Raw genomic sequence first — 19,541 nt, forward strand, 5'->3', positions numbered from 1 at the left:
GATTTTTTAAGTCTTCCCGTTCTGAGACGTGGCCAAACCTAAACCTTTCAGGACCATTGTCCGATAAATACTCATCATCAAGGGAGCATGAGTGGATAGTCATTCTGGAATGCTAATGTCATTTTTTGCGTTTTTCGTCGGGCTTTCGCTCGCGAATGCCCAAACAAATAGCTCAGCAACCCAAGAAGCTGTGCCGGGCGAATACATCGTGAAGCTTAAAGATATGGCGGCCCCCTCGGGTGTCTTGAATAAGATGCAGGGCAAACTAAATCTTAAAGGTTCCTTCCAACGCATCAACATGTACCACGTTTCTTTGAAAGGCGGGGCTCAGGACGTTCAGTCTTTAGAGGACTTGGCGGCTGATCCCGATGTTGAATACATTGAACCTAACTACATCTTTAAGAAATCTGTCGACGATCAAGAGGGCCTAGGTGCTCCAGCTCAAGTGTACGAGATGGGCGAGGTCCAAGCGATGGAGCAATACTCTGCCGCTGCTGCGTCTTACTCTCAATCAGGAGCACAAACGAAGGTTGCAGAGGCTTGGGCTATCCAAACTTCTAACAGCAGCATTCGTCCGATCGTTGCTATTATCGATACCGGCCTTGATAAGACTCACCCTGTATTTGTGAATTCAAATGCAGTATGGGTCAATTCTCGAGAGATCGCGAATAACGGCGTTGATGATGACTATAACGGTTATATCGACGACGTGAATGGTTGGAACTTCATCAACAATACACCGAACTTTGCCGATGACGATGGTCACGGAACGCACGTTGCGGGGATCGTTGTCGGTACCAGCCTTAATATCTTGGCAAATCCAATCACAGAGACTGCAAAAATGCAGGTAATGCCTTTGAAGTTCCTAGATGCTAATGGCTCTGGAACAACTTCAAATGCGATCCGCGCTATTTACTATGCCGTGAATAACGGTGCGCGCGTAATCAACAACTCTTGGGGTGGTGGTACTTACAGCCGCTCTTTGCATGAAGCTATGACTTTTGCTTACTCGAATCGTATCTTTATTGCTTCTGCTGCTGGTAACAACGGCAAGAGCAATGATACGACTCCGATGTATCCTTCAAGCTACGATGTTCCAAGTAATCTTTCCGTAGCTGCAACAACAGACTATGACTATATGGCGAGCTTCTCGAACTTTGGTTCGCGCTCAGTGCATCTTGCAAGTCCTGGTGTTTTGATTTTAAGTACTCTTCCTAATAACCGTACGGGAACTATGTCTGGAACTAGTATGGCGACTCCGTTTGTTGCGGGGTTGGCGGCACTAGCAATGCGTGAGGCTCCGTTCCTCACGGGTTATCAAATCCGCGATATTATGATTGCAAAGGCGACGAGCATTTCAAATCTGTTGGGCAAGGTTTCAAGCTCAGCACGTGTTGATGCTCTTCGTTTGATCAATGAGGCGCAGGTTCAATCTGCGGTACAAGCTTCTCAACCAAGTTATTCTCCGAGCTATGCGGGCGAGGCCCGTAGCTTGGCTTCTGCGGAGGTGTCGCCAAAAACCGGTTGCGGTTTGGTGTCGACAGCACTTTTGAAAGGCCCAGGCAGCAGCTCGGGCGGCTTTAACGGTGGCGGTGTGATGGCGGGCTTGTTCCTGCTTCCTGTGATCGTTTGGGCAGTACTCAGACAGCGTGCTCTTGAAAAGGCGAAGCCTGCTTCAGATCCGCGCCGCAAATACGAGCGCTTCAAGATGGACAGCGACATCCGCGTTATGGTCGGAGACCGCGAGCTTGCGGGATCCCTCAAAACGATCTCACTCGGTGGTGCTTCCTTCTGCGCAGACGAAGCCCTCGAAAAGGGTGGAATTATCACTATGAAGATCTCAAGCCCAGATGGCAAAGACCTCGTCGAGGTACAAGGTCAAGTCGTATGGAGCGAAGCGAACCAAGCCTATGGGGTTCAGTTCGCAGGAGCAGAACAGTCCACTCTGTCTATGATCCAGAAATGGACTGCAGGTTTGACGAAGGCATAATACCGTCAGCCGAAAATAATCACTGGTAATCACCATGCGGGTTCCTGAAAGGGAACCCGCTTTTTTTACGGGAAGCATTTACATGTTCGCCGTTATTTTGGCACATATTGTTCGCAAATTCGTGGCAAATTTGGCCCGTTGGGATATAAGCTTTTGCCATGGAAGCAACGAAGGCTAAACGCTCTCAAACACGAAGAAACTTCAGAAACGTCCTCCAAGACGAGCTGACATTACGCTGTTCTCGCAACCCCAATTATTCCCTGAGATCCTTTGCAAAGGCTCTGCAAATATCGCCATCGGCGTTGTCTGCGATGCTCAGTGGAAAGCGTCCTATCACCGATAAAATGAAAGAGCGCCTTGGGTTAAAACTAGGACTTTCTTTGTCAGAACTTAAGCGCCTTCATTCTCAACCCCATGGGAATAGCAAACTTAAAAACACAGATGGGATCGAGGGCTCTTTCCAACAAATCACGGTCGATACCTTTGCGATTATCTCTGAACCTTATCACTATGCACTTTTAGAGCTTATGAAGACCGAAGGGTTTGAAGAAGAACCTCGTTGGATTGCTCAGCGTTTGCAAATCACGGTGTCCGAGGTCAAGTTTGCACTTGAACGTCTTGAGCGCGTAGGACTTATCGAGCGTGACGAGAAGGGTGTTTTAACGGATGCCACAGAAGGCTTTAGCACGGATATCCGTGATGGATTGACGTCTCAGGCGCAACGTCGCTTTCAAGAAAATTCTTTGCGACATGCGATGACCTCGGTACAAACAGTGCCGCTTGAAAAACGTGACAATACTTCCATGACCATGGCGATTAATAGCGCGGATCTACCAAAGGCCCGCAAAATGCTGAAAACCTTCAGACGCAGATTCTGTAAAGATTTAGAATCTGCACCACGCCTGAATGAAGTCTATCAGCTGACCATGGCCTTTGTTCCAATAACGAATACAAAATAAAAGAGGATGCTTATGAAAAAGTTAGTTTTAATCACAACAATGATAATTCTTCCGTTTACTTCTCAGGCCCTCGAAGGGCGCGAGAGCGGCGGCGGGGACTCTTACGCACTAGAGTTTGTGCAAATCGCTCAGCAGGTAACGCAACATCTTAAATTCCAGCGCTCGAAGCTGATCGACATCAAAAAACTGGATGAGGCCATCACAAAGACCACCATCGAGTCGACAGATAAAAAGCTTGTGCTGAATGGCGCGGCGAAAGATGCGATCAATTATCCTGCTGAAGGACGTATTGTGATCAATCGTCAAAGCTGGAGGGGCATGAGTCGCGACGTAAAACCCGCTTTGGTTTTGCATGAGTACCTAGGTATTATGCGCGTGAATGACGCGACCTATGAGCTTTCAAAACAGGTTTTAGAAGCTTTTGCTTATTCTGGGACACCTCAGGAAAACTTCCGTGCTGGAGCTTTGGCGACGACAAAAGTTCTTCCTATCGTTCAAGATCGCTACACGGGCGATACCGGTGTTGGCTTTATTTCACTTGCTGAAACAAGAACCGATAAGAAATCTGAAAACAATATCGTTCTGATCGTAGGACTTCCAGACGGGACGAGTGACACCTACAAGCACAGTGTCGAGATCGACCTTGATGAGATCGACACGGTCACCTTAAGTGGAACAGACTTAGTTGTGAAAGGTCTTCGTTATGATTGGAATAACGACGCTTCTAGTTCGGCGACGGTTTCGATTCAAATCAAAAAGAACGCGGGATCAGACAAGTATTTGAGCAAGCTTGTAGTGCGCTAGGAAAGGCCGCTTGTGCCAGAGTATTTGCGCACAGAAAGTGGTCGTTTGAGGGTGTTCTAGTCTTTAAGAAACAAACCCGGGCCTCTACACTAAACTAAAAAGTGAGGGGCCTATGAAAAACTTAATTTTCACAGTTATATTCGTAATTTCTTCCGCAAGCGTTGCGGGACCTATCAAAAACAAGGGTAAAGACACCGTTAGAAAACCAAATCAAGCTGCAACATGTGGTATTGCACTTGATAAGGCTAAAGCAATGGTTGATGCAGACGGTACGGTTGCTGACGAGCAGGCCTTTGAAAATGCCGCGAATGAAGTCATCGCTGAATGCCGTAAATCCAATCCTTCAGATAAGCAAACCGAAAAATTTATTTCCGCGGGGGAAACTCTTTGCAAAAACTACGGCAATCAACAGAGCGCCTTGTTCCGCGGAACTTGTTTGTTAAATTTAGCAAAGACCATTTCCTTTGCGACAGGCACTTAGTCAGAGACTGCCTTCGATGACTTTCAGGCGATAGCCTTCGCCGGTCACGGTTTCAATCTTAATCGTAGCAGGGCCTATCTTCTTGCGAAGGTGGGCAATGTGCGTATCCACCGTACGGTCCGTAACATTCGCATCCGACCAAATCGTTTCAATGAAAAGCTCGCGGCTGAAAACGCGGTCGGGGGATTTCATAAATTTTGTTAACATTTTGAATTCCAAACGCGTCAGTGTCAGATCTTCGCTACTAGTACCTGTGTGAACGGTGACTTTTTGTTTGGCCATGTCCAAGCGGACATTTCCCAGTTGCAAGAAAGACTCTTCGGTCGCTTGTTCAGTGCCTTTACGAAGCTTTGCTTCTACGCGCGCTTTAAGTTCCGCGTGGTGAAAGGGCTTGATGATATAGTCATCAACTCCGATCGCAAAGGCCATCACCTTGCTAGAGATTTCGCTCTGGCCAGTCAGTACAAAGAGCGGCGTCTTATTTAGACCATTACTTTGATCAGATATTTTTGCAGCTAAGTATCGAAGTCCATCGCCATCTGGCAGACTCAAATCCAAAAGAATCAGATCAAAGCTCTTTTGCTGAAGAGTAGTCTCTGCGTCTTTCAGTGTAGAGCAGTGATGAACATGATGGGGTTTAAGCGTTTCTTTGACCATCAAAACCAATTCGGGACTGTCTTCAATATAAAGAATGTCTTTCATTTCTTTAGTTTAAAAGAAATTAGACGGGAATTTAAGGAAAGAGTGTTTTAAATTCCGCCGACACCGGAGAAGTGAAAACCCATTCACGTTTGTCGATTGTAATTTTGAGCTCAAATGCGTGTAAAAACATTCTCGTCACCGGATAGAGGCCGAAAATGCGCTCATTATACTTTGGGTCATTATATCGTGAATCTCCGACAATCGGGTGTTTCGCGATGGCTGCATGTTTACGAATCTGGTGCTGGCGTCCCGTCAGGATCTCACACTCCACCCACGTGAAGTAGTCATTGCTTTGAAGCACTTTCACCAATGTGGTGCAATGCTTGCGATCAATGCCAATGCCTTGTGGATTTTTTCGTCCTTCGGCTTTGTCGGTGAGGGCCCACTGCCACGATTCTGAATCGGACTTCATTTTCCCACGCAAGATTGCCTGGTACTTTTTTGTCGTGGAGTCGTGATTGAGAGTCTCCATCAAGGTTGCGGCGGTCTTTGGATTTTTCGCAAGCAGCAGAACGCCGCTAGTTTCTTGATCCAAGCGGTGAACTAAGTGAAAACTTACGCCAGGCTTTTGCAATTGTAGCAGCGTTAGGACATTCGGAGTGGCATTGTGAACCGAAAGCCCCGCGGGCTTATCAACGACAAGCCACTCTGGGGTTTCATGAAGAATCTTAAGTGGAGCCATCTAAAGCAGGGCTCCCGCCAAAATGAAACTTGCTAACGTGAAGTAAATAATCAAACCAGTCACGTCAACAAGGGTTGCTACCGCAGGCGCTGAAGCCGAAGCCGGGTCAAAGCGAAGTTTCTTAAGTAAGAAGGGAAGCATTGAGCCAGACAGAGTTCCCCACAACACGATACCAATGATGCTCGCAGCGACTGTGAAGGCGACGCGCATGTAGTGCGGTCCATAGAGCTGCTCTTTACCAGGCCAGAGAAGAATACGCGCAAGGCCCACTGCACTTAAGCAAAGACCCAGGGCTAAGCCAGTTATGAGCTCACGACCCAAGACGCGCCACCAGTCACGAAGACGAACTTCACCCAGAGCCATCGCACGAATAATCAAAGTCGATGCCTGAGATCCCGAGTTACCGCCCGAACTAATAATCAGAGGGATAAAGAATGCTAAAACAACTGCGCGCTCAATTTCCGTATGATAGTAGCCCATGGCAGTTGCCGTGAACATCTCGCCCAAGAAAAGAACCATTAGCCAGCCCGCACGCTTTTTAATCATCTCTAGCAAAGAGATTTTTAAATAAGGCGCATCCAAAGTCTCAACCGCGGCAAGCTTATGGATATCTTCAGTCGCTTCTTCTTGTAAAACGCTAGCCACGTCATCGAAGGTGACGATACCGACCATGTGATTGTTGCCATCAATAACCGGAATCGCCATCAGATCTTGGCTCGAGAAGATTTTAGCGATTTGTTCCTGGTCAGTGTCGACCGGAACCTTCACCATATCGATGGTCATGATGTCTTTGATCTTCTTATCCGGAGATGAAGAGAACAATTCTCGGAATGAGACAACCCCTAACAGAGTCTGATCTGTTGCCAGGGCGTAAGCATAGTAGATCGTTTCTACGTGAGTCTTTGCTTGAATACGGATGTAACTGATTGCTTCATCCACGCTCATGTCAGGGCGAAGGCGGATAAAGCGCGAGCTCATCAAGCCCCCGGCGTTATCTTCGGCGTAGGCAAGTAGTGCCGTCACTTCACGCTTAGTCTGTGGATCAAGTAGAGACAAAACTTCATCGCGATGGTCTGGTCCCATCTCTTGGATCAAATCGGCCACGTCATCCGGAGCGAGCAATCGCACCCAAGAACGTTTTTCTAAAGGTGTCGCTTCATGCAATAGATCGACTTGGTCGTGGACTTTGAGGCTTAAAAACAACTCTTCGGCTTCAGTACGAGGTAAGGCTTTGAACTTCTCACGGCGTTCAGTAGTCGACAGGGCCGACCAATTCTCGAATAAATTGTAAAATTGTTCTTCAGTTTGCGTAAACTCTTTCGACGAAGAGTCCTGGGGGTTTTTGTTTTCAGAGTCCATGCATCCCCCCTCGAAAGGTCAGCAGGTGTGGTTTACGCAAAATTTACGAATGAGCCTTTGTACTTCGATCTCTTATCGACCGCAAGCACTTTAAGCTTAAGACTTTCTTTTCAGAAAACGCATTTTATGTCAGGTTTGCTGACTCAAACCTCGGGAGTACTTCATGAGTCGGACCCAAGCTTTGAATCTCACCATTGTGTAACCATAATATACGATCGCACTTCTCGAGAGTGGACAGTCTATGGGCAATGATAATCTGGGTACGGTCGGCAAAAAATTCCTCGGTGGCCTTTACAAGAATTTCCTCGGACTGTGGATCCACAGAACTTGTGGCTTCATCCATGATAACGATTGGGGCTTGCTGCAAAAGACATCGAGCCATACATAGCAATTGGCGCTCACCCAAGGAAAGGTTTTTACCCCTTTCTTCGATCTTCATGTGAATGCCTTGAGACTGCTGCTGAACCCATTCTTTAAGACCCACCTGATCTAGCACTTCAAAAAGTCTGTCATCTGTCAGGGTATTATCAATATCCAAATTGCTTCTGAGAGTCCCCTGGAACAGGACCGGATCTTGAGAGATAAACGCTACCGAACGACGGAAAAGATTCAAGTCCATCCCAGTATCGGTGCTTTGAATTTTGGGACTATGGCCATTGATCGCAATGCGACCTGATTGCAATGGGTACAGGTGGAAAAGTGCTTGAATCAAACTTGATTTGCCACTGCCAGTGCGACCCACGATGCCCAGGCGTTCTCCGGCCTTGACCTCGAAGTTCAGATTCTTAAGAACCCACGGTAGATCTTCGCGGTACCTAAACCACAAGCCTTCAACTTGAACCGAGGCATTGCGTTCGTTCGTGAGCTTGCGGTTTTGCAAATACTTTTCCAAAGTCTCATCGTACTTCGGGTGACCTGTCTGAAATTTGGCGGTCGACGGCAGTAAATTGCCAGGCTCAAGATCTTTACGCAGATACTGATCTAAGCGTTCAACCCCAATCATGGCTTCTTCAAACTGAGTTAACCAGTCAAAGAACATCTGCACGGTATTGCCTGACAGAGCAATAAAGCTAAAAGCCACACCGACAGAGCCCACCGAAGCAAGTCCCTGTTGAACTAAGAAATAAGCGGCAAGACCCGTCATCAAAAGGAGTAACGCCGAAAGGCTATTCATCTGAAACGAGAAGCCAATCACCCGGCGAGTGGTTCTTAGTTTTTGTTGCAAGAAGTACTTATCCAAACGATAGAAGCGATCCGAGAACGATTCTTCACGGCGGAACGAGCGAATGGTGCTGGCCCCTTGAGTGGTTTCTGCAAAGTGGGCAATAGAAGGCGAACGGCTTGCTGAAAGTTCGCGACGAACTTGGCGAAGACCTGCGCGATTTAGGCGATAGACCACATAATTAAGTAACGCAATGATGACTACAAAAATCAGATAGTACGGACTTGCTAGAGTAATCAAAAACACCATTGCGGTCAGGTCAAAAATGATCGACGCAAACTCGGCCAGTGGGCCCCCGAAAAGTCTAAAAACATTGCCATAATCGCTCGAGAAACGGGTGATGATTCGCCCTGCCGGAGTTGCATCAAAGAAACTCATCGGCAAACGCGAAGTTCGCAAAGTCACTTCGTCATAAATTTTACTGATCGCCTGAGCTGATAGACGCGAAAAGATCGTACGGAAACACAAAGTCAGAACAAAGCCCGCAAACGCCATCATGGCTAAAAGCTGCAAATAGTTTTCAGAAGTGAAGCCCGTAAAAAGAGATGGAACTCCTTTGCAGGTAATACCATGCTCAGGCTTACAGAAACTATCTACCCATACACCAATGACATTGGCATTTGCTAAGAGTGCCGCGCGCCCGATAATACCGATAATAAACGCTGTAAGGATGCGCCAGCGATAAGGCTTGTACGCTTCCCCTAAAGTTTGGAAGACCGTGCGGCTATAGCCGCTTTCATTATGCTGTTCGCCGTCAGACAAGTATTTAGGCTTCGACATTTAATGTCTCCTCAACACTCTGAGTGTATTCGCGGAAAAGCGGCGAGCGCTGCATAAGTTCGGAATAGGTCCCCTGATCGACAATACGGCCTTCTTGCATAAAGAGAATGCGATCAACACGATGTAAAATAGTCAGACGGTGAGTCACCAACAAACGGGTTCTTTCCGCCCAAGCTCCATCCAAAAGTTGAGAGAAGAGCTTTTCTTCTGTATCGACGTCAACGGCACTCAGGCAATCATCTAAAAGTAAGACAGGTGCTTTGTGGAAGTGAACACGCGCAAGACTTACGCGTTGTTTTTGACCACCCGATAAATTTACTCCTCGTTCGCCGATTTCAGTCGACAGACCGTTTTCAACACGCTCTTTAAAGATCTCAAACTGTGCTAGTCGTAAAGATTCTTCGATGTCACTGTCACGTTCAGGCTCGATATCATAGACGAAGGCCACATTTTCACGAAGGCTTGCGCTCATGATGAAACCTTCTTGCGGAACATACGCATAGTTCCCACGCAGTTCATGAAGTGTCATAGTACCGACACTCTTGCCGTGAATGCGATAGTGTTCGGCTTCCGCGCCGGTTTCACCCAGCAGAGATAACAACAACATCGATTTGCCAGAGCCCACTTCGCCAACAACTGCGATAAATTCGCCTTCGCGCACGCGCAGGTCGATGTTTTTTAGAATTTCTTTGCCGCCAATCTGCAAATTCATTTTTTGAACTTCCAGGGCCACGTCCTCTGTCAAAGCACCGACAGGACCTTGTGGGCGAGGAGTGTGATTGTGGTTGTTATTGGTTTCGTTTTTTACTTTTAAGAAAGACTCAAGACGCTGCAACGAAGTCCAAGAGTCAAAACCAAAGGTAAAGAACCAAGGCATTTGACGGAACGGGCGAGTCAAGAAAACACCCACGATCCACAATAGTGCCAAAAGTTCGCCACTGGTGATAGTGTGCTTAGAGTAATAAATCAAAGACGCAAGTGTGACTACGTTCAGCACAAAAGTGATCGAAGTTGAAATCGAGTTCATCACCTGACCATTCGTCACCATGCGAATACGGTTGATGGTTTCAATCTCGCGTGTACGGAAAATATTTTTTTCAAAAAACGGAGTCCAGCCCAAAATACGAATAGTACGAATGTTTTGAACCCATTCATTTACGAGCGCAATGCGATCACCCGCTAATTTTTTAAAGCGATAGAAAAAGCGCGATTGACGAAAGGCCAAGGCTGTATTGAGAACCGTGATCCCAATCATCAAAACTAATGTTGGCATTAAGGGCAGATCATAAATCAGTGAAATAGCGAACGGTGCCAATATCAGCGGAAATATAGTTGAAGCCCCTGCAGGAAGGGTTTGTTCCAAAAACACAGTAGCGCCTGGGACATCCGTCGCATAGATCTGAATAATTTCGCCGACAGGGCGGTGGCTCATCGTATCCACGCGCAGATCCAAAGTCTTTTCATAAAGACGGCGCGAGAAAACCGATTGCAAGTGAATGGACTCGCTCATGCCTAAATAGTTGGTCAGTTGATAAAAGGCTTGCGCCAAAAATACGGCGACAAAGGCAAAAAGAATCAAAGCCAAAGGATGCAGTTGATAATTGAAAAAATCCAATCCGGTTTGGCCGGTCATTTGATCAATGAAAAGTTTTTGAAAATAAGGACCAAAAAGTCCCAAGACGGTCGCTACCAAAGAACTCAGGATAATGAGAATACGAGCGTGAAAGCGGGTGAATAATACGTCAAGGAGAAGAGGTCTCATGGGGAAAAATACTACACCCCTAGGACCTGTCGGTCTTGATAAATTCCGTCTTAACGCAGGATATTCTTTGCTCTTATCCGTCGGTACGGAACCAGCCTGTCAAACTCCAGCGAGTTTGGAAGCATGGCAGAACTTCATGTGGAATAAGGTCACTACGGAATAAAACAAGGCGACCGCCCTGAGGCAAAATTCTTTTGACCTCTTGGGACTCATTTTCTGGAGAATAAATGCAGAGTTCTCCACCATCTTGAGAGCTCCAGGTCGGATTCAAGTAAAGAACGAGTGAAATTTTGCGGTGGCTGGTGCCCCGGTGTTGATCTATGTGCTTTTGATAGCCTTTTCCCTCAGGATAGCGGGCAAAGTGGAATTCTTCAGAGCGCAGCCCCATAAAATATCTGTGATTCAGTTCTTGGCGAAGTTCTGCGGCCCATTGCAAAAAACGGTGACTGGCAGAGTTTGGGTGCTCAGTATTTAGCCATAAAATCGAGTCCCCACGAATTTCGGCCTTTCGGGTTTTTTCTTGGCCTCGCCCGATATGTGCTTCGTGAAAAAGTCCTTCACTCCATGACTTCTGGCATTCTAAAAAGAGTTCTTGCTCCAGATTCTGTGGCAAAATCCCGTCGGCAAAGGCCCAGCCATTTTGTTCAATGCTTTGAAAGAGTGGTTCTAAGGACTGCATGGTTCTTTTAATACTCTAGTTTTCCTTAAAAACCGAGACTTTTTCTTTGCCACATTCGAAGTCTTGGTCGCAGAATAACTAAATGGCCCGCAGCTTAGATTTTAAAATTCTATTAAGGCTTTTGCAGCAAGAGACCGATTCCTGTTCTTTCAAACAAGAGCGCCGTGATTTTTTGAAGAAGACTCTTGGCGGTTCGGTAGCAACTTTAGCTTTGGCGGGTTGCGGGACTTTTGACCGCTGGGTTTTAGGTGATAGCAATCGTTTAGAACAAGAAGTAATGATTCTGGGCGGGGGCTTGGCGGGCATGTCGGCGGCCTATCACTTGAAAAAAAATAAAGTTCCCTATCGCCTTTATGAGGCTTCGGGTCGCGTCGGCGGACGTATTCAAACTCTGTTTCACTTCAACGACGATGCTCAGTTTGCAGAACTTGGAGCTGAGGTTTTTGAGGCGACTCACAAATTGACGATTCAGATGTGCAAGGATTTGAGCCTTGCCATTCAAGATATTTCTTATGACACCAAAATGGATCGCAGCATCTATTGGTTGGGTGGAAAAGTCGTCAGCGAAAAAGAGTTCCGTAAAAACCTGAAACCACTTGCTGTGCGACTTGCACAATTTCGCAGAGATTTATTTTCAGCCGCGGGATCGGAATTCACAGCAAAAAGTCTTTTAAGTCACAGCAATATTGCTTTGTTTGACAATCAGTCGTTGGCAGATTTGTTAAATCCGCTGCGTACGACGATGGATCTACCGACTCTGGAAAGTTTTGAAAATCTGTGTGTGTCTGAGTGGGGCGTTGATAGTAAATACATCAACCTTTTGCATTTCCTAGTCCGACTTGATTTTGAAGAAAAAAACAATCAGACCACTCCGCTAAGACTCTACCGTGTTGAAGGTGGAATGTCGCGCATGGTTCAGATTTTGAGCGAGCGTGTGCAGGGGATTGTGCCGGATGCAAACTTGAAGCTCGAGCATCAGTTGGTAGCTGTGCGCGCAAGAGCTGGTGGTTATGATTGTACTTTTAAAACTCCGAAGGGTTCCGACACAGTGTGGGCGCGCCAAGTGATTTGTGCGATGCCGTGGTCAATGTTGAAAGATGTTGATGGCGTGCAGGGGCTTGAGCTTGGTCTTAAAAAAGAACTGATTGCGCAAGCGACTTATGGAACTCACTCGAAAGTGATTAGCAGTTTTAAAGATCCCGTGTGGCGTAAGAAGAATAAATCCCCTTATGCCTTCCAAGGAAGTCTGCGTGGGCAGCTGCTTGGCCAAAACTACTGGGACAGCTCACGCGGTCAACCAGGCAATCGCGGATTGTTAGTTTCTCAGCGCGGCGGCGCAAGTGGACAATCGATGGGGGCTGGGGCTGCGCAAGAGACTTTGCAAGATCTGCGACGCTTCTTCAAAGATGCAGCGGCTGAAGAAGCCGCGCATATGGCGAACTGGTCACAGAAGCCATTTGCAAAGGGCTCGCGCTACAATTTATTGCCGGGTTCGTACTTAAAATATTTGGCGGCTTTAGAAGAAGAAGTCGAAAATGAAAGTTTCTATTTCGCAGGCGAGCACATGAGCTTCCAATACGGCGGCACCATGAACGGTGCCATAGCGACAGGCACAGCCGCGGCGGAGAAGGCCCTACAAAAGGTCCTTGCCCGCGCGTAAGGGAATATATCAACTATTGCAAAGTTAATACAAGACCGTCTGGAAGGCCTTGGCCCGTTGCCAAAGACTCGATTTCAGCCTTTGAGTAAGAACGGATCAAGCTTGCTTGTTGGTTCTTTGTTTGTGGCATTCCCACGATCGTTTCGCCGTTTGCATTCACAAAACTATAATCTGGATTTGGCGAAATCACGACTAGAACCAAGTTGTAGCCAGGACGGAAACCCGCCTTTTGCAACTCGATTTGTGGCAACGTCACGAAGTCATCGTCGACCACTTGGGTGCGGATGCTCTTAACTTCTGACAAAGTGACTTGGCTTGAGTCTGTCGACAAGAAAGGACGTGTACCTACTGCGTAGAACACAGTTAGGTGCTGGCCTTTAAAGTTGCCGATCTTCTGAATTTGAATCTTCGGCACTACTTCCGTTGGCGCTGCTTGAGCGTCGCTCGGACTGAAAGACCCACTCATCAAGCCAAGGCCAATAATGAGCGTTAGCGCATTGATGAAAAGAAATTGAAGGGATTTCATTTTACTACTCCTGAACCATTTTTGTAATTTAGGTACATCAAAAGATGACCGTTCGGATCCATGGTTACTTTTTGTATTTCTAATTTCATGCCCAAAACCGCTGGAGGTAAATCCAAGGTTCCAGGAATTGTTTCGTCGTTCTTAACCCAGTCTTTGCTGCGAAGCTTGAGTTCTTCTTTAATGCCTTTTGTAACTTGGCTGCCGAGGTTTTCAGCAATTTTTCCAGCGACCGTCAGATATTTTGAGTCCATCATTAAAGAATTCACATCAATATACTGCTGAGCTATCTCCATACCTTCGGCAGCTTTCTTCGCCTTACGAAGCTTCGCGATCATATCGAAAGTCAAAATCACTTTTTTCTCGAGCCAGAAAGGTTTGTTCGGCTCGATTTCGGTGCTAATGCGAAGTTTCAAGTAAGTTTCGTTATTCGAAGTCGCTACAGGCGGTACAACATAATCAATCAACGGTGGCGCCGTCAATTTTAGGGACGTGCCGTCGGCCTGAGGAATTTTTTCGAAATTCTTTCTTAAAAAGCTCAGTTGCAAAATGCGGTTGATCAGACCACGGTCCAGCGTCATGCCAATATCGTAGTTAGTTTGTGGCATGTGGTTCATTGTCGGTAAACCGCGTGACCCAGTTTGCGGCAATAATCCAACTTGTGGGTTCAACGGATCTTCTGCATAAGCCGCAAGTCCGATATTCAAAGAACTCTGCAACTGGAAGTTTGTCAGTTTCAAACCCCATTTAAAGTTAGGGCGAGTATCGTTCGGTTCTTTTCCCGGAGGAGCCATGTCTTGGATTTGCTCTAAAGCGCCAGTCAGGTTCTCTTTCACTTTTTGATTGAGCATTTCAGGTAGCTGCTTCTTGGCAAAATCGCTGAGGTATTTGCGAACTTGAACCAATACTGTTGGAAGCTGCTCATCCACATAGTCTTGTAACTGCTCGGTGTTCATTGTGTAGAGTTGCTCGCCGTCGATATAAACCGCGACCTGAGGAACCACGAGTTTTTTATATTTTACAGCTATTGGAATTTCCGCAAGATTTTCTTGAATCTCGAGGGCTTCAAACTCGAGGCTTCCTTGTGAGTTCATGCGAATATAAAATGGCAAACGGATTTTTAAAGGAGTTTTTTCGTCGCCCGCATTGAGGCTGACTTCGTCCATTCCGATTTTTAGAGGGCCATCTTTCTTTTTAATTGGGTTGTTCAAGTCCCAAGCTCGAACAGCTTCAGTTGCGACCGTCAAACGTTTAGCTTCAAGGTCAATGGCAAGAACGGCACCGTCTTTTTTACCCAAACGTTTCATCAAAGCTTCGTCGGTCACTAGGGCAAAGCGTGAGAAAGAGGCAGTATAGCCAGACTCTCCAATTTCAACGGCAGGGCGGTGATCGGTCAGGGAAAATCCAACCAACCATTTGGTGAGAAGGTCCTTCACCATAAAATACATTTTCACACCCTCAGGATTTGTCTTTTCAAGCTCCTTTAGGTCGATGGCTTTGTCAGAATTGATAGTTTGCCCAGGGAAGTAGCCCTCAGCAAAGTTATAACCCATATTGCCAAGGATGTTTTGCAGTTGAGTCTCGAAATATTTTTGACCACGGGGAGTGATTTGCACCTGCACAGCGTTGGAAATGAGGTGCTTGTTTGCAATAGGAGGCATTTTCTCTTGAGCTAACGTCAGAGAACTGAAAGAGCTAAAGCTCAATCCCAAGAGAGCGGTCATCAATTTGAAGTGTCGTTTCGGCATCCCGAGCTCCTTGCACTGCTGGCTGAAGTCAGGATGCAAGTTTAGGTCCAAAACATTTTGAAACCACGGGTGTTTGAGAGCAATACTGGTGACAAACTTCTGCACAAAGTGACAATTTTTGGTTTGCCTCTTTAGGGAAAGCCCCCCTACACTAAACAGGCAACCAAAGAGGTCTCAACGTGGCTTTTAAAAGCGTTATATTACTATTGGGTGGTTTGTTACTCAGCCCACAAACCAGTTTCGCGTATCCTGACTTTATTTCCTACGGTTATACAGCTTGTATTACCTGCCATTACAACGGACAGGGAAATGGTCCTTTGAACGACTACGGCCGGGCACTATTTACAACTGAAGTCGCTTCACGCGCCATATTCAGTGACAAATTGTCCGAGGAAGAAATCGCCGCTAAATCGGGATTCTTGGGTTCTACGGAACTTCCTTGGTGGGTCCGTCCGGGGATCAAATATCGTGGTTTGTATTTCGTGAACAACCCGGGCAGTGAGAGCGCCGTTAAAAAATACATCACAATGCAAGCAGATCTGAACGTGGCTGTGCCATTGGATCAGAAAATGAAGTTCTTGGTTGTGCTCTCAGGCGGGTATGCGCCAACTCCGGCGTCTCATCAGGGACAAAAAGATCCTGACGATAAAAACTTTATCTCTCGTGAACACTATTTGCGTTGGCAAGTTTCTAAGGCGCTTTTCACGTACTGGGGAACGATGGATAAAGTTTTCGGGATCCGTACCTCTGATCATACAGCTTACAGTCGCGTGACTACGGGCAATGCGCAGAATGACCAATCGACAGGTGTGATTGCTCAATATTACGGAGACGGTTGGGAGCTCACAGGCAATGGCTTCATGGGGAACTTAGCTCAAGAAAAAGACGAAGAGCTTCGCCAAAAAGGTGGATCTCTCATGTACGAGCTCGATACGGCCGAAAAAAATCGTATCGGGATGGCCGTGATGAGTTCTAGCAATGATTTCGTTACGAAAAACCGTTTTGAAGTCCACTCAAAAATGGGTCTTGAAAAAGGAAACAGCCTTTTAACAGAAATTGGTTTCTTCAATAACAATCCAAAAGCGACGCCTTCGAAAGAATGGGGTGGGTATCTGATGCTTCAAGGGGTTTACCTGATGGAGCGTGGATACAACGTGATTTCTCAGATCGAGTATATGAATGCGACAATGGGCCCAGAATCTCCGGATTTAACGAGATGGACTTTCGGTCTTTTGGCTTTCCCTATGCCGAGGGTTGAGTTCCGTGCAACTTTCGTGAATGGCCGTTCAATTACAGATGACACAGTGGCAAAGGATCAGTGGATGATACAAACACAGCTCCACTTATCACTCTAGGAGATGCTGGCGATGAAAAAGTTTTTGATTTTTACATTTGTAGTTTTGAATCTCTTGGGTGTTCAGGCATTGGCTCAATCTGAAAAATCCACAGCAGGCAAAGATGCCATGGCGAAAAAGAGATTTTTGCTAGAGAAGGGCATCGAGAAGTGGCTTATCACCGTGGATTACGATTCTTGGTTTGAAGAGCTTACGGTGACGAATACATCTGGCGGAATGCAGTCTTCTCAGGCTTTGTACTATGGCTTCGGTTTGGGGTTAGAGAAAAACTGGTACCATGGTAGTTGGGGCTGGGGGCTTGGTGGTGGTGTTCTTGGTGGAAGTGCCGTTGGTGGTGATAAATCGGGATCACTGACGTATTTCCAAGCGCGTGTTCCTTGGTACGCGGCGCGATTTACTCCTCGAGTTTTCTATCGCTGGACAGGCAGAACAGATTTGGGACTTGATATTTCGACTTTTTACAAACAAAGCAAATGGAATACCTTGAATGATACGGTCACTGTGACTTCTGGATCTGAAATGATCACAGGAGCCTTCCTTGATCTTCGTGTGCGCTTTAATCCAAAGCTCGAGATGATTCAGAGCTTCGGGACTGTTTATAAAAACGAATCCATTTATTGGCGTCTGGGGCTTGCCTACCGATTGTAGGTGTTAGAGCTCAAAACAAAAAAGCCAGCTTCTCAGAGCTGGCTTTTTTTATTTCTTTTTTCAAATTCTTTTAAGGCGTGATGCTGTTAATCCAGGCTTCCATCGTGTCGAGTTCAGCATCCGTAAGCGGGGTGCCCCCGAAAGGCATATTTCCTGCGATGGCAGTTCTGTTGCCTTGAATCTTTGTATAAAGGACCGAGCCTTCAAGATCTTGAGCTTTGATGAGGCCCTGGCTGATGTACTCTTCTTCGCTAGTACCGGCCCAAGCGGCATGGGATGGGCGGGTATGGCAGCTCGCACATTTAGCAACGATGATTTCTTTGGCAGCTAGGAACTGAGCGCTTCCCGTAGAAACCCCGTATGTTGTGGCATCGTAACTTGAAGAGTTGTAGACCTTGCCACAACCAATAGGGGCAAGAAGGGCAATTGCGGTCAGTCCTACAGACAAGATTTTGGTGGTCATAATTCATCCTTGATTACGTCTGAAGTCTCTATTTTATAACTGTAAACTTGAAATCGGGAAGACCTAAATTGAGCCTAGTCCTTTATAGCCTCAAAAAACCCTGTAAAAATGCTTCAGAGTCCAGGTCCTTGGTTTACACCAGCGTCATCTTTTGAGATAACGGGTCCACTATGAAGAAGACCACAAAGCCGGCGAAAACCCTCCCTCCAAAGCACCATCATTTCTCAACAAAAGACATTCTTTCGAACGTGCTGCCGACCCCGATGATAAAGAACGGCTTAAGCTCTGACGAGAAGATCAAACTAATCACTGAAAAGTTCACCGAGATCATGGAAATCCTGGGCTTGGATTTGAACGATGACAGTTTGAAAGATACTCCACGCCGTGTCGCGAAGATGTATGTTAATGAAATCTTCAGCGGTTTAGACCCAGAGCATTTCCCTAAAATGACAGTGATTGAAAACAAAATGGAATACGATCAGATGATCTGTGTTTCTGGAGTTTCTACTTTGTCCTTCTGCGAACATCACTTTTTAACGATCGACGGTGTTGCAACAGTTGCGTATATCCCGAACAAAAAAGTCATTGGTCTTTCAAAAATCAATCGTATCGTTCAGTTCTTTAGCCGTCGTCCGCAAGTACAAGAGCGTCTGACAAAACAGATCGCAGATTGCCTTCAGTATGTGTTGGATACAGAGCATGTGGCAGTTTACATTGATGCAAAACACTATTGTGTAATTGCACGTGGGATTGAAGACACGGCAAGCTCCACTGTGACCACTGAAGTTCGTGGTCACTTCCGTACGAAAGTACAAACGCGCGAAGAGTTCCTTCACCAGTGCAAACGCATTAACTAGAAGCTATCTCATAAACCCAAATCCTGCGTTGCTCGTCGTCGCAGTACGCTATGTACAGCTTCCTCCTCACGCCTTGGCTTTGGGTTTATGAGATAGCTTCTCTACTAATTACCACTCAAGCTTCTCGCCGTCGCGGAAGAAGCCTCCGTTAGGGCCGCCCTTAGGCAGGGTGGCCGCCCAAACAATCCCTTTGATCCCTTGTTCAATAGTCCGTGTGGCGCTTCGTCCACCCATATCGGTCTGAACCCAACCTGGGCAGACAGAGTTCACTAGGATATCGCCTTTATCTAAAACTTCTTGCGAGAAAATCTTGGTCACAGCATTGAGTGCCGTTTTAGACATTCTATAAGCCGCATAGGCTGCGTTCATTTCAGAAAGTTGCCCCATGCCGCTAGAGATATTCACAACACGCCCATAGCCGCCGTCAATCATCAACGGCAGTAGCTTTTGCGTGAGTAAGAAAGGACCAAGAGTGTTCGTGGCAAAGGTTTTAGTAATTGTAGAAGACTTGGTTTTAAAGACGTTACTGTCGCCACCATCTTCATCGTCGATAAAGATCCCAGCGTTATTCACTAGAACATCAACCACGCTGATTTCGCGGATCACTTGGTGACAGAAAGTTTCGATGCTTTTCTCGTTCGAGACATCCAGCTTCATCGCTATGACATCAAGATCTTTCATTTTAAGAGCGTTGATTTCAGTCTGGGCCTTGTCGGGATTACGCATGGCCATGATGACCTTGTAACCCATTCTGGCAAGGGCAGCACTTGTGGCAAAACCCAACCCGCGGTTGGCACCAGTAACGATCGCGACTTTCTTCATAGGAATCTCCTTATGGAGTGATATTGAGGAGATCCTATGAGGGAA

18 protein-coding genes are annotated in these 19,541 nt (G+C 46.6%); 8 read left to right on the forward strand and 10 right to left on the reverse strand.

What is annotated here, in order from left to right; all coding sequences use genetic code 11:
* The first annotated feature begins 115 nt into the window (after positions 1-115).
* The 4 genes from ACLWBB_RS06405 (at position 116) to ACLWBB_RS06420 (ending at position 4,234) form a co-directional block, all read left to right on the forward strand.
* Positions 116-1,990 (forward strand): S8 family serine peptidase, encoded by a 1,875-nt coding sequence (locus ACLWBB_RS06405; protein ID WP_413290781.1) that lies wholly within the window; start codon positions 116-118, stop codon positions 1,988-1,990.
* 158 nt (positions 1,991-2,148) lie between these two features.
* Positions 2,149-2,949, forward strand: a complete 801-nt coding sequence (locus ACLWBB_RS06410; protein WP_413290782.1) for a TIGR02147 family protein — start codon at positions 2,149-2,151, stop codon at positions 2,947-2,949.
* A 12-nt stretch (positions 2,950-2,961) separates the two neighbouring features.
* Complete coding sequence (locus ACLWBB_RS06415) at positions 2,962-3,753, forward strand: hypothetical protein (protein WP_413290783.1); 792 nt, start codon at positions 2,962-2,964, stop codon at positions 3,751-3,753.
* Positions 3,754-3,865: 112 nt separating this feature from the next.
* A complete protein-coding gene (locus ACLWBB_RS06420; RefSeq protein ID WP_413290784.1) occupies positions 3,866-4,234 on the forward strand; it encodes a hypothetical protein in 369 nt (122 codons plus the stop codon).
* Here ACLWBB_RS06420 and ACLWBB_RS06425 read toward each other — a convergent pair whose 3' ends face one another.
* The 6 genes from ACLWBB_RS06425 to ACLWBB_RS06450 all read right to left on the reverse strand — a co-directional run bounded on the left by ACLWBB_RS06425 (position 4,235) and on the right by ACLWBB_RS06450 (position 11,420).
* Positions 4,235-4,936: a response regulator transcription factor gene (locus ACLWBB_RS06425; protein ID WP_413290785.1), complete on the reverse strand. Its 702-nt coding sequence runs from the start codon at positions 4,934-4,936 to the stop codon at positions 4,235-4,237.
* A 31-nt stretch (positions 4,937-4,967) separates the two neighbouring features.
* On the reverse strand, positions 4,968-5,618 hold the full coding sequence (locus tag ACLWBB_RS06430; RefSeq protein WP_413290786.1) for an RluA family pseudouridine synthase: 651 nt from the start codon (positions 5,616-5,618) through the stop codon (positions 4,968-4,970).
* Complete coding sequence (gene mgtE / locus ACLWBB_RS06435) at positions 5,619-6,977, reverse strand: magnesium transporter (protein WP_413290787.1); 1,359 nt, start codon at positions 6,975-6,977, stop codon at positions 5,619-5,621.
* A gap of 124 nt (positions 6,978-7,101) precedes the next feature.
* Entirely contained in the window at positions 7,102-8,979 is a 1,878-nt protein-coding gene (locus ACLWBB_RS06440; protein WP_413290788.1) for an ABC transporter ATP-binding protein, read from the reverse strand.
* Entirely contained in the window at positions 8,966-10,741 is a 1,776-nt protein-coding gene (locus tag ACLWBB_RS06445; RefSeq protein ID WP_413290789.1) for an ABC transporter ATP-binding protein, read from the reverse strand. The genes ACLWBB_RS06440 and ACLWBB_RS06445 overlap by 14 nt, the downstream gene beginning before the upstream one ends.
* Positions 10,742-10,814: 73 nt before the next feature.
* Positions 10,815-11,420, reverse strand: coding sequence for a 2OG-Fe(II) oxygenase (locus ACLWBB_RS06450; protein WP_413290790.1), 606 nt, complete (start codon positions 11,418-11,420; stop codon positions 10,815-10,817).
* Between the two features lie 82 nt (positions 11,421-11,502).
* Between ACLWBB_RS06450 and ACLWBB_RS06455 the strand changes: the two genes are divergently transcribed.
* Positions 11,503-13,080 (forward strand): flavin monoamine oxidase family protein, encoded by a 1,578-nt coding sequence (locus ACLWBB_RS06455; protein WP_413290791.1) that lies wholly within the window; start codon positions 11,503-11,505, stop codon positions 13,078-13,080.
* Positions 13,081-13,093: 13 nt separating this feature from the next.
* Here ACLWBB_RS06455 and ACLWBB_RS06460 read toward each other — a convergent pair whose 3' ends face one another.
* Complete coding sequence (locus ACLWBB_RS06460) at positions 13,094-13,606, reverse strand: hypothetical protein (RefSeq protein ID WP_413290792.1); 513 nt, start codon at positions 13,604-13,606, stop codon at positions 13,094-13,096.
* Entirely contained in the window at positions 13,603-15,351 is a 1,749-nt protein-coding gene (locus ACLWBB_RS06465; protein ID WP_413290793.1) for a hypothetical protein, read from the reverse strand. Before ACLWBB_RS06465 ends, ACLWBB_RS06460 begins: the two co-directional genes overlap by 4 nt.
* Before the next feature lie 179 nt (positions 15,352-15,530).
* Here ACLWBB_RS06465 and ACLWBB_RS06470 point away from each other — a divergent pair, with 179 nt between their 5' ends.
* Positions 15,531-16,706 (forward strand): hypothetical protein, encoded by a 1,176-nt coding sequence (locus ACLWBB_RS06470; RefSeq protein WP_413290794.1) that lies wholly within the window; start codon positions 15,531-15,533, stop codon positions 16,704-16,706.
* A 12-nt stretch (positions 16,707-16,718) separates the two neighbouring features.
* The gene (locus ACLWBB_RS06475; RefSeq protein ID WP_413290795.1) at positions 16,719-17,354 is read left to right on the forward strand and encodes a hypothetical protein; all 636 of its coding nucleotides are present in this window, start codon (positions 16,719-16,721) and stop codon (positions 17,352-17,354) included.
* 70 nt (positions 17,355-17,424) lie between these two features.
* Here ACLWBB_RS06475 and ACLWBB_RS06480 read toward each other — a convergent pair whose 3' ends face one another.
* Positions 17,425-17,817, reverse strand: coding sequence for a hypothetical protein (locus ACLWBB_RS06480; protein WP_413290796.1), 393 nt, complete (start codon positions 17,815-17,817; stop codon positions 17,425-17,427).
* A gap of 170 nt (positions 17,818-17,987) precedes the next feature.
* On the opposite strand from ACLWBB_RS06480, the gene folE reads away from it, so the two are divergent.
* On the forward strand, positions 17,988-18,674 hold the full coding sequence (gene folE, locus ACLWBB_RS06485) for a GTP cyclohydrolase I FolE (RefSeq protein ID WP_413290797.1): 687 nt from the start codon (positions 17,988-17,990) through the stop codon (positions 18,672-18,674).
* A gap of 108 nt (positions 18,675-18,782) precedes the next feature.
* Here folE and ACLWBB_RS06490 read toward each other — a convergent pair whose 3' ends face one another.
* Positions 18,783-19,496, reverse strand: a complete 714-nt coding sequence (locus ACLWBB_RS06490) for an SDR family NAD(P)-dependent oxidoreductase (RefSeq protein WP_413290798.1) — start codon at positions 19,494-19,496, stop codon at positions 18,783-18,785.
* Positions 19,497-19,541 lie beyond the last annotated feature (45 nt).

It is taken from the genome of Bdellovibrio sp. HCB337 (assembly GCF_047302465.1).
Lineage (GTDB): Bacteria > Bdellovibrionota > Bdellovibrionia > Bdellovibrionales > Bdellovibrionaceae > JACMRP01.

Excerpts from the sequence above, each read along its gene's own strand:
- ACLWBB_RS06445 (WP_413290789.1), bottom strand. The coding sequence starts at position 10,741 with ATGAGACCTCTTCTCCTTGACGTATTATTCACCCGCTTTCACGCTCGT.
- ACLWBB_RS06415 (WP_413290783.1), top strand. The coding sequence starts at position 2,962 with ATGAAAAAGTTAGTTTTAATCACAACAATGATAATTCTTCCGTTTACT.
- ACLWBB_RS06480 (WP_413290796.1), bottom strand. The coding sequence starts at position 17,817 with ATGACCACCAAAATCTTGTCTGTAGGACTGACCGCAATTGCCCTTCTT.
- ACLWBB_RS06425 (WP_413290785.1), bottom strand. The coding sequence starts at position 4,936 with ATGAAAGACATTCTTTATATTGAAGACAGTCCCGAATTGGTTTTGATG.
- ACLWBB_RS06440 (WP_413290788.1), bottom strand. The coding sequence starts at position 8,979 with ATGTCGAAGCCTAAATACTTGTCTGACGGCGAACAGCATAATGAAAGC.
- ACLWBB_RS06410 (WP_413290782.1), top strand. The coding sequence starts at position 2,149 with ATGGAAGCAACGAAGGCTAAACGCTCTCAAACACGAAGAAACTTCAGA.
- ACLWBB_RS06475 (WP_413290795.1), top strand. The coding sequence starts at position 16,719 with ATGAAAAAGTTTTTGATTTTTACATTTGTAGTTTTGAATCTCTTGGGT.
- ACLWBB_RS06490 (WP_413290798.1), bottom strand. The coding sequence starts at position 19,496 with ATGAAGAAAGTCGCGATCGTTACTGGTGCCAACCGCGGGTTGGGTTTT.
- ACLWBB_RS06465 (WP_413290793.1), bottom strand. The coding sequence starts at position 15,351 with ATGCCGAAACGACACTTCAAATTGATGACCGCTCTCTTGGGATTGAGC.
- ACLWBB_RS06450 (WP_413290790.1), bottom strand. The coding sequence starts at position 11,420 with ATGCAGTCCTTAGAACCACTCTTTCAAAGCATTGAACAAAATGGCTGG.
- ACLWBB_RS06460 (WP_413290792.1), bottom strand. The coding sequence starts at position 13,606 with ATGAAATCCCTTCAATTTCTTTTCATCAATGCGCTAACGCTCATTATT.
- ACLWBB_RS06405 (WP_413290781.1), top strand. The coding sequence starts at position 116 with ATGTCATTTTTTGCGTTTTTCGTCGGGCTTTCGCTCGCGAATGCCCAA.
- ACLWBB_RS06430 (WP_413290786.1), bottom strand. The coding sequence starts at position 5,618 with ATGGCTCCACTTAAGATTCTTCATGAAACCCCAGAGTGGCTTGTCGTT.
- ACLWBB_RS06420 (WP_413290784.1), top strand. The coding sequence starts at position 3,866 with ATGAAAAACTTAATTTTCACAGTTATATTCGTAATTTCTTCCGCAAGC.
- ACLWBB_RS06455 (WP_413290791.1), top strand. The coding sequence starts at position 11,503 with ATGGCCCGCAGCTTAGATTTTAAAATTCTATTAAGGCTTTTGCAGCAA.
- folE (WP_413290797.1), top strand. The coding sequence starts at position 17,988 with ATGAAGAAGACCACAAAGCCGGCGAAAACCCTCCCTCCAAAGCACCAT.
- mgtE (WP_413290787.1), bottom strand. The coding sequence starts at position 6,977 with ATGGACTCTGAAAACAAAAACCCCCAGGACTCTTCGTCGAAAGAGTTT.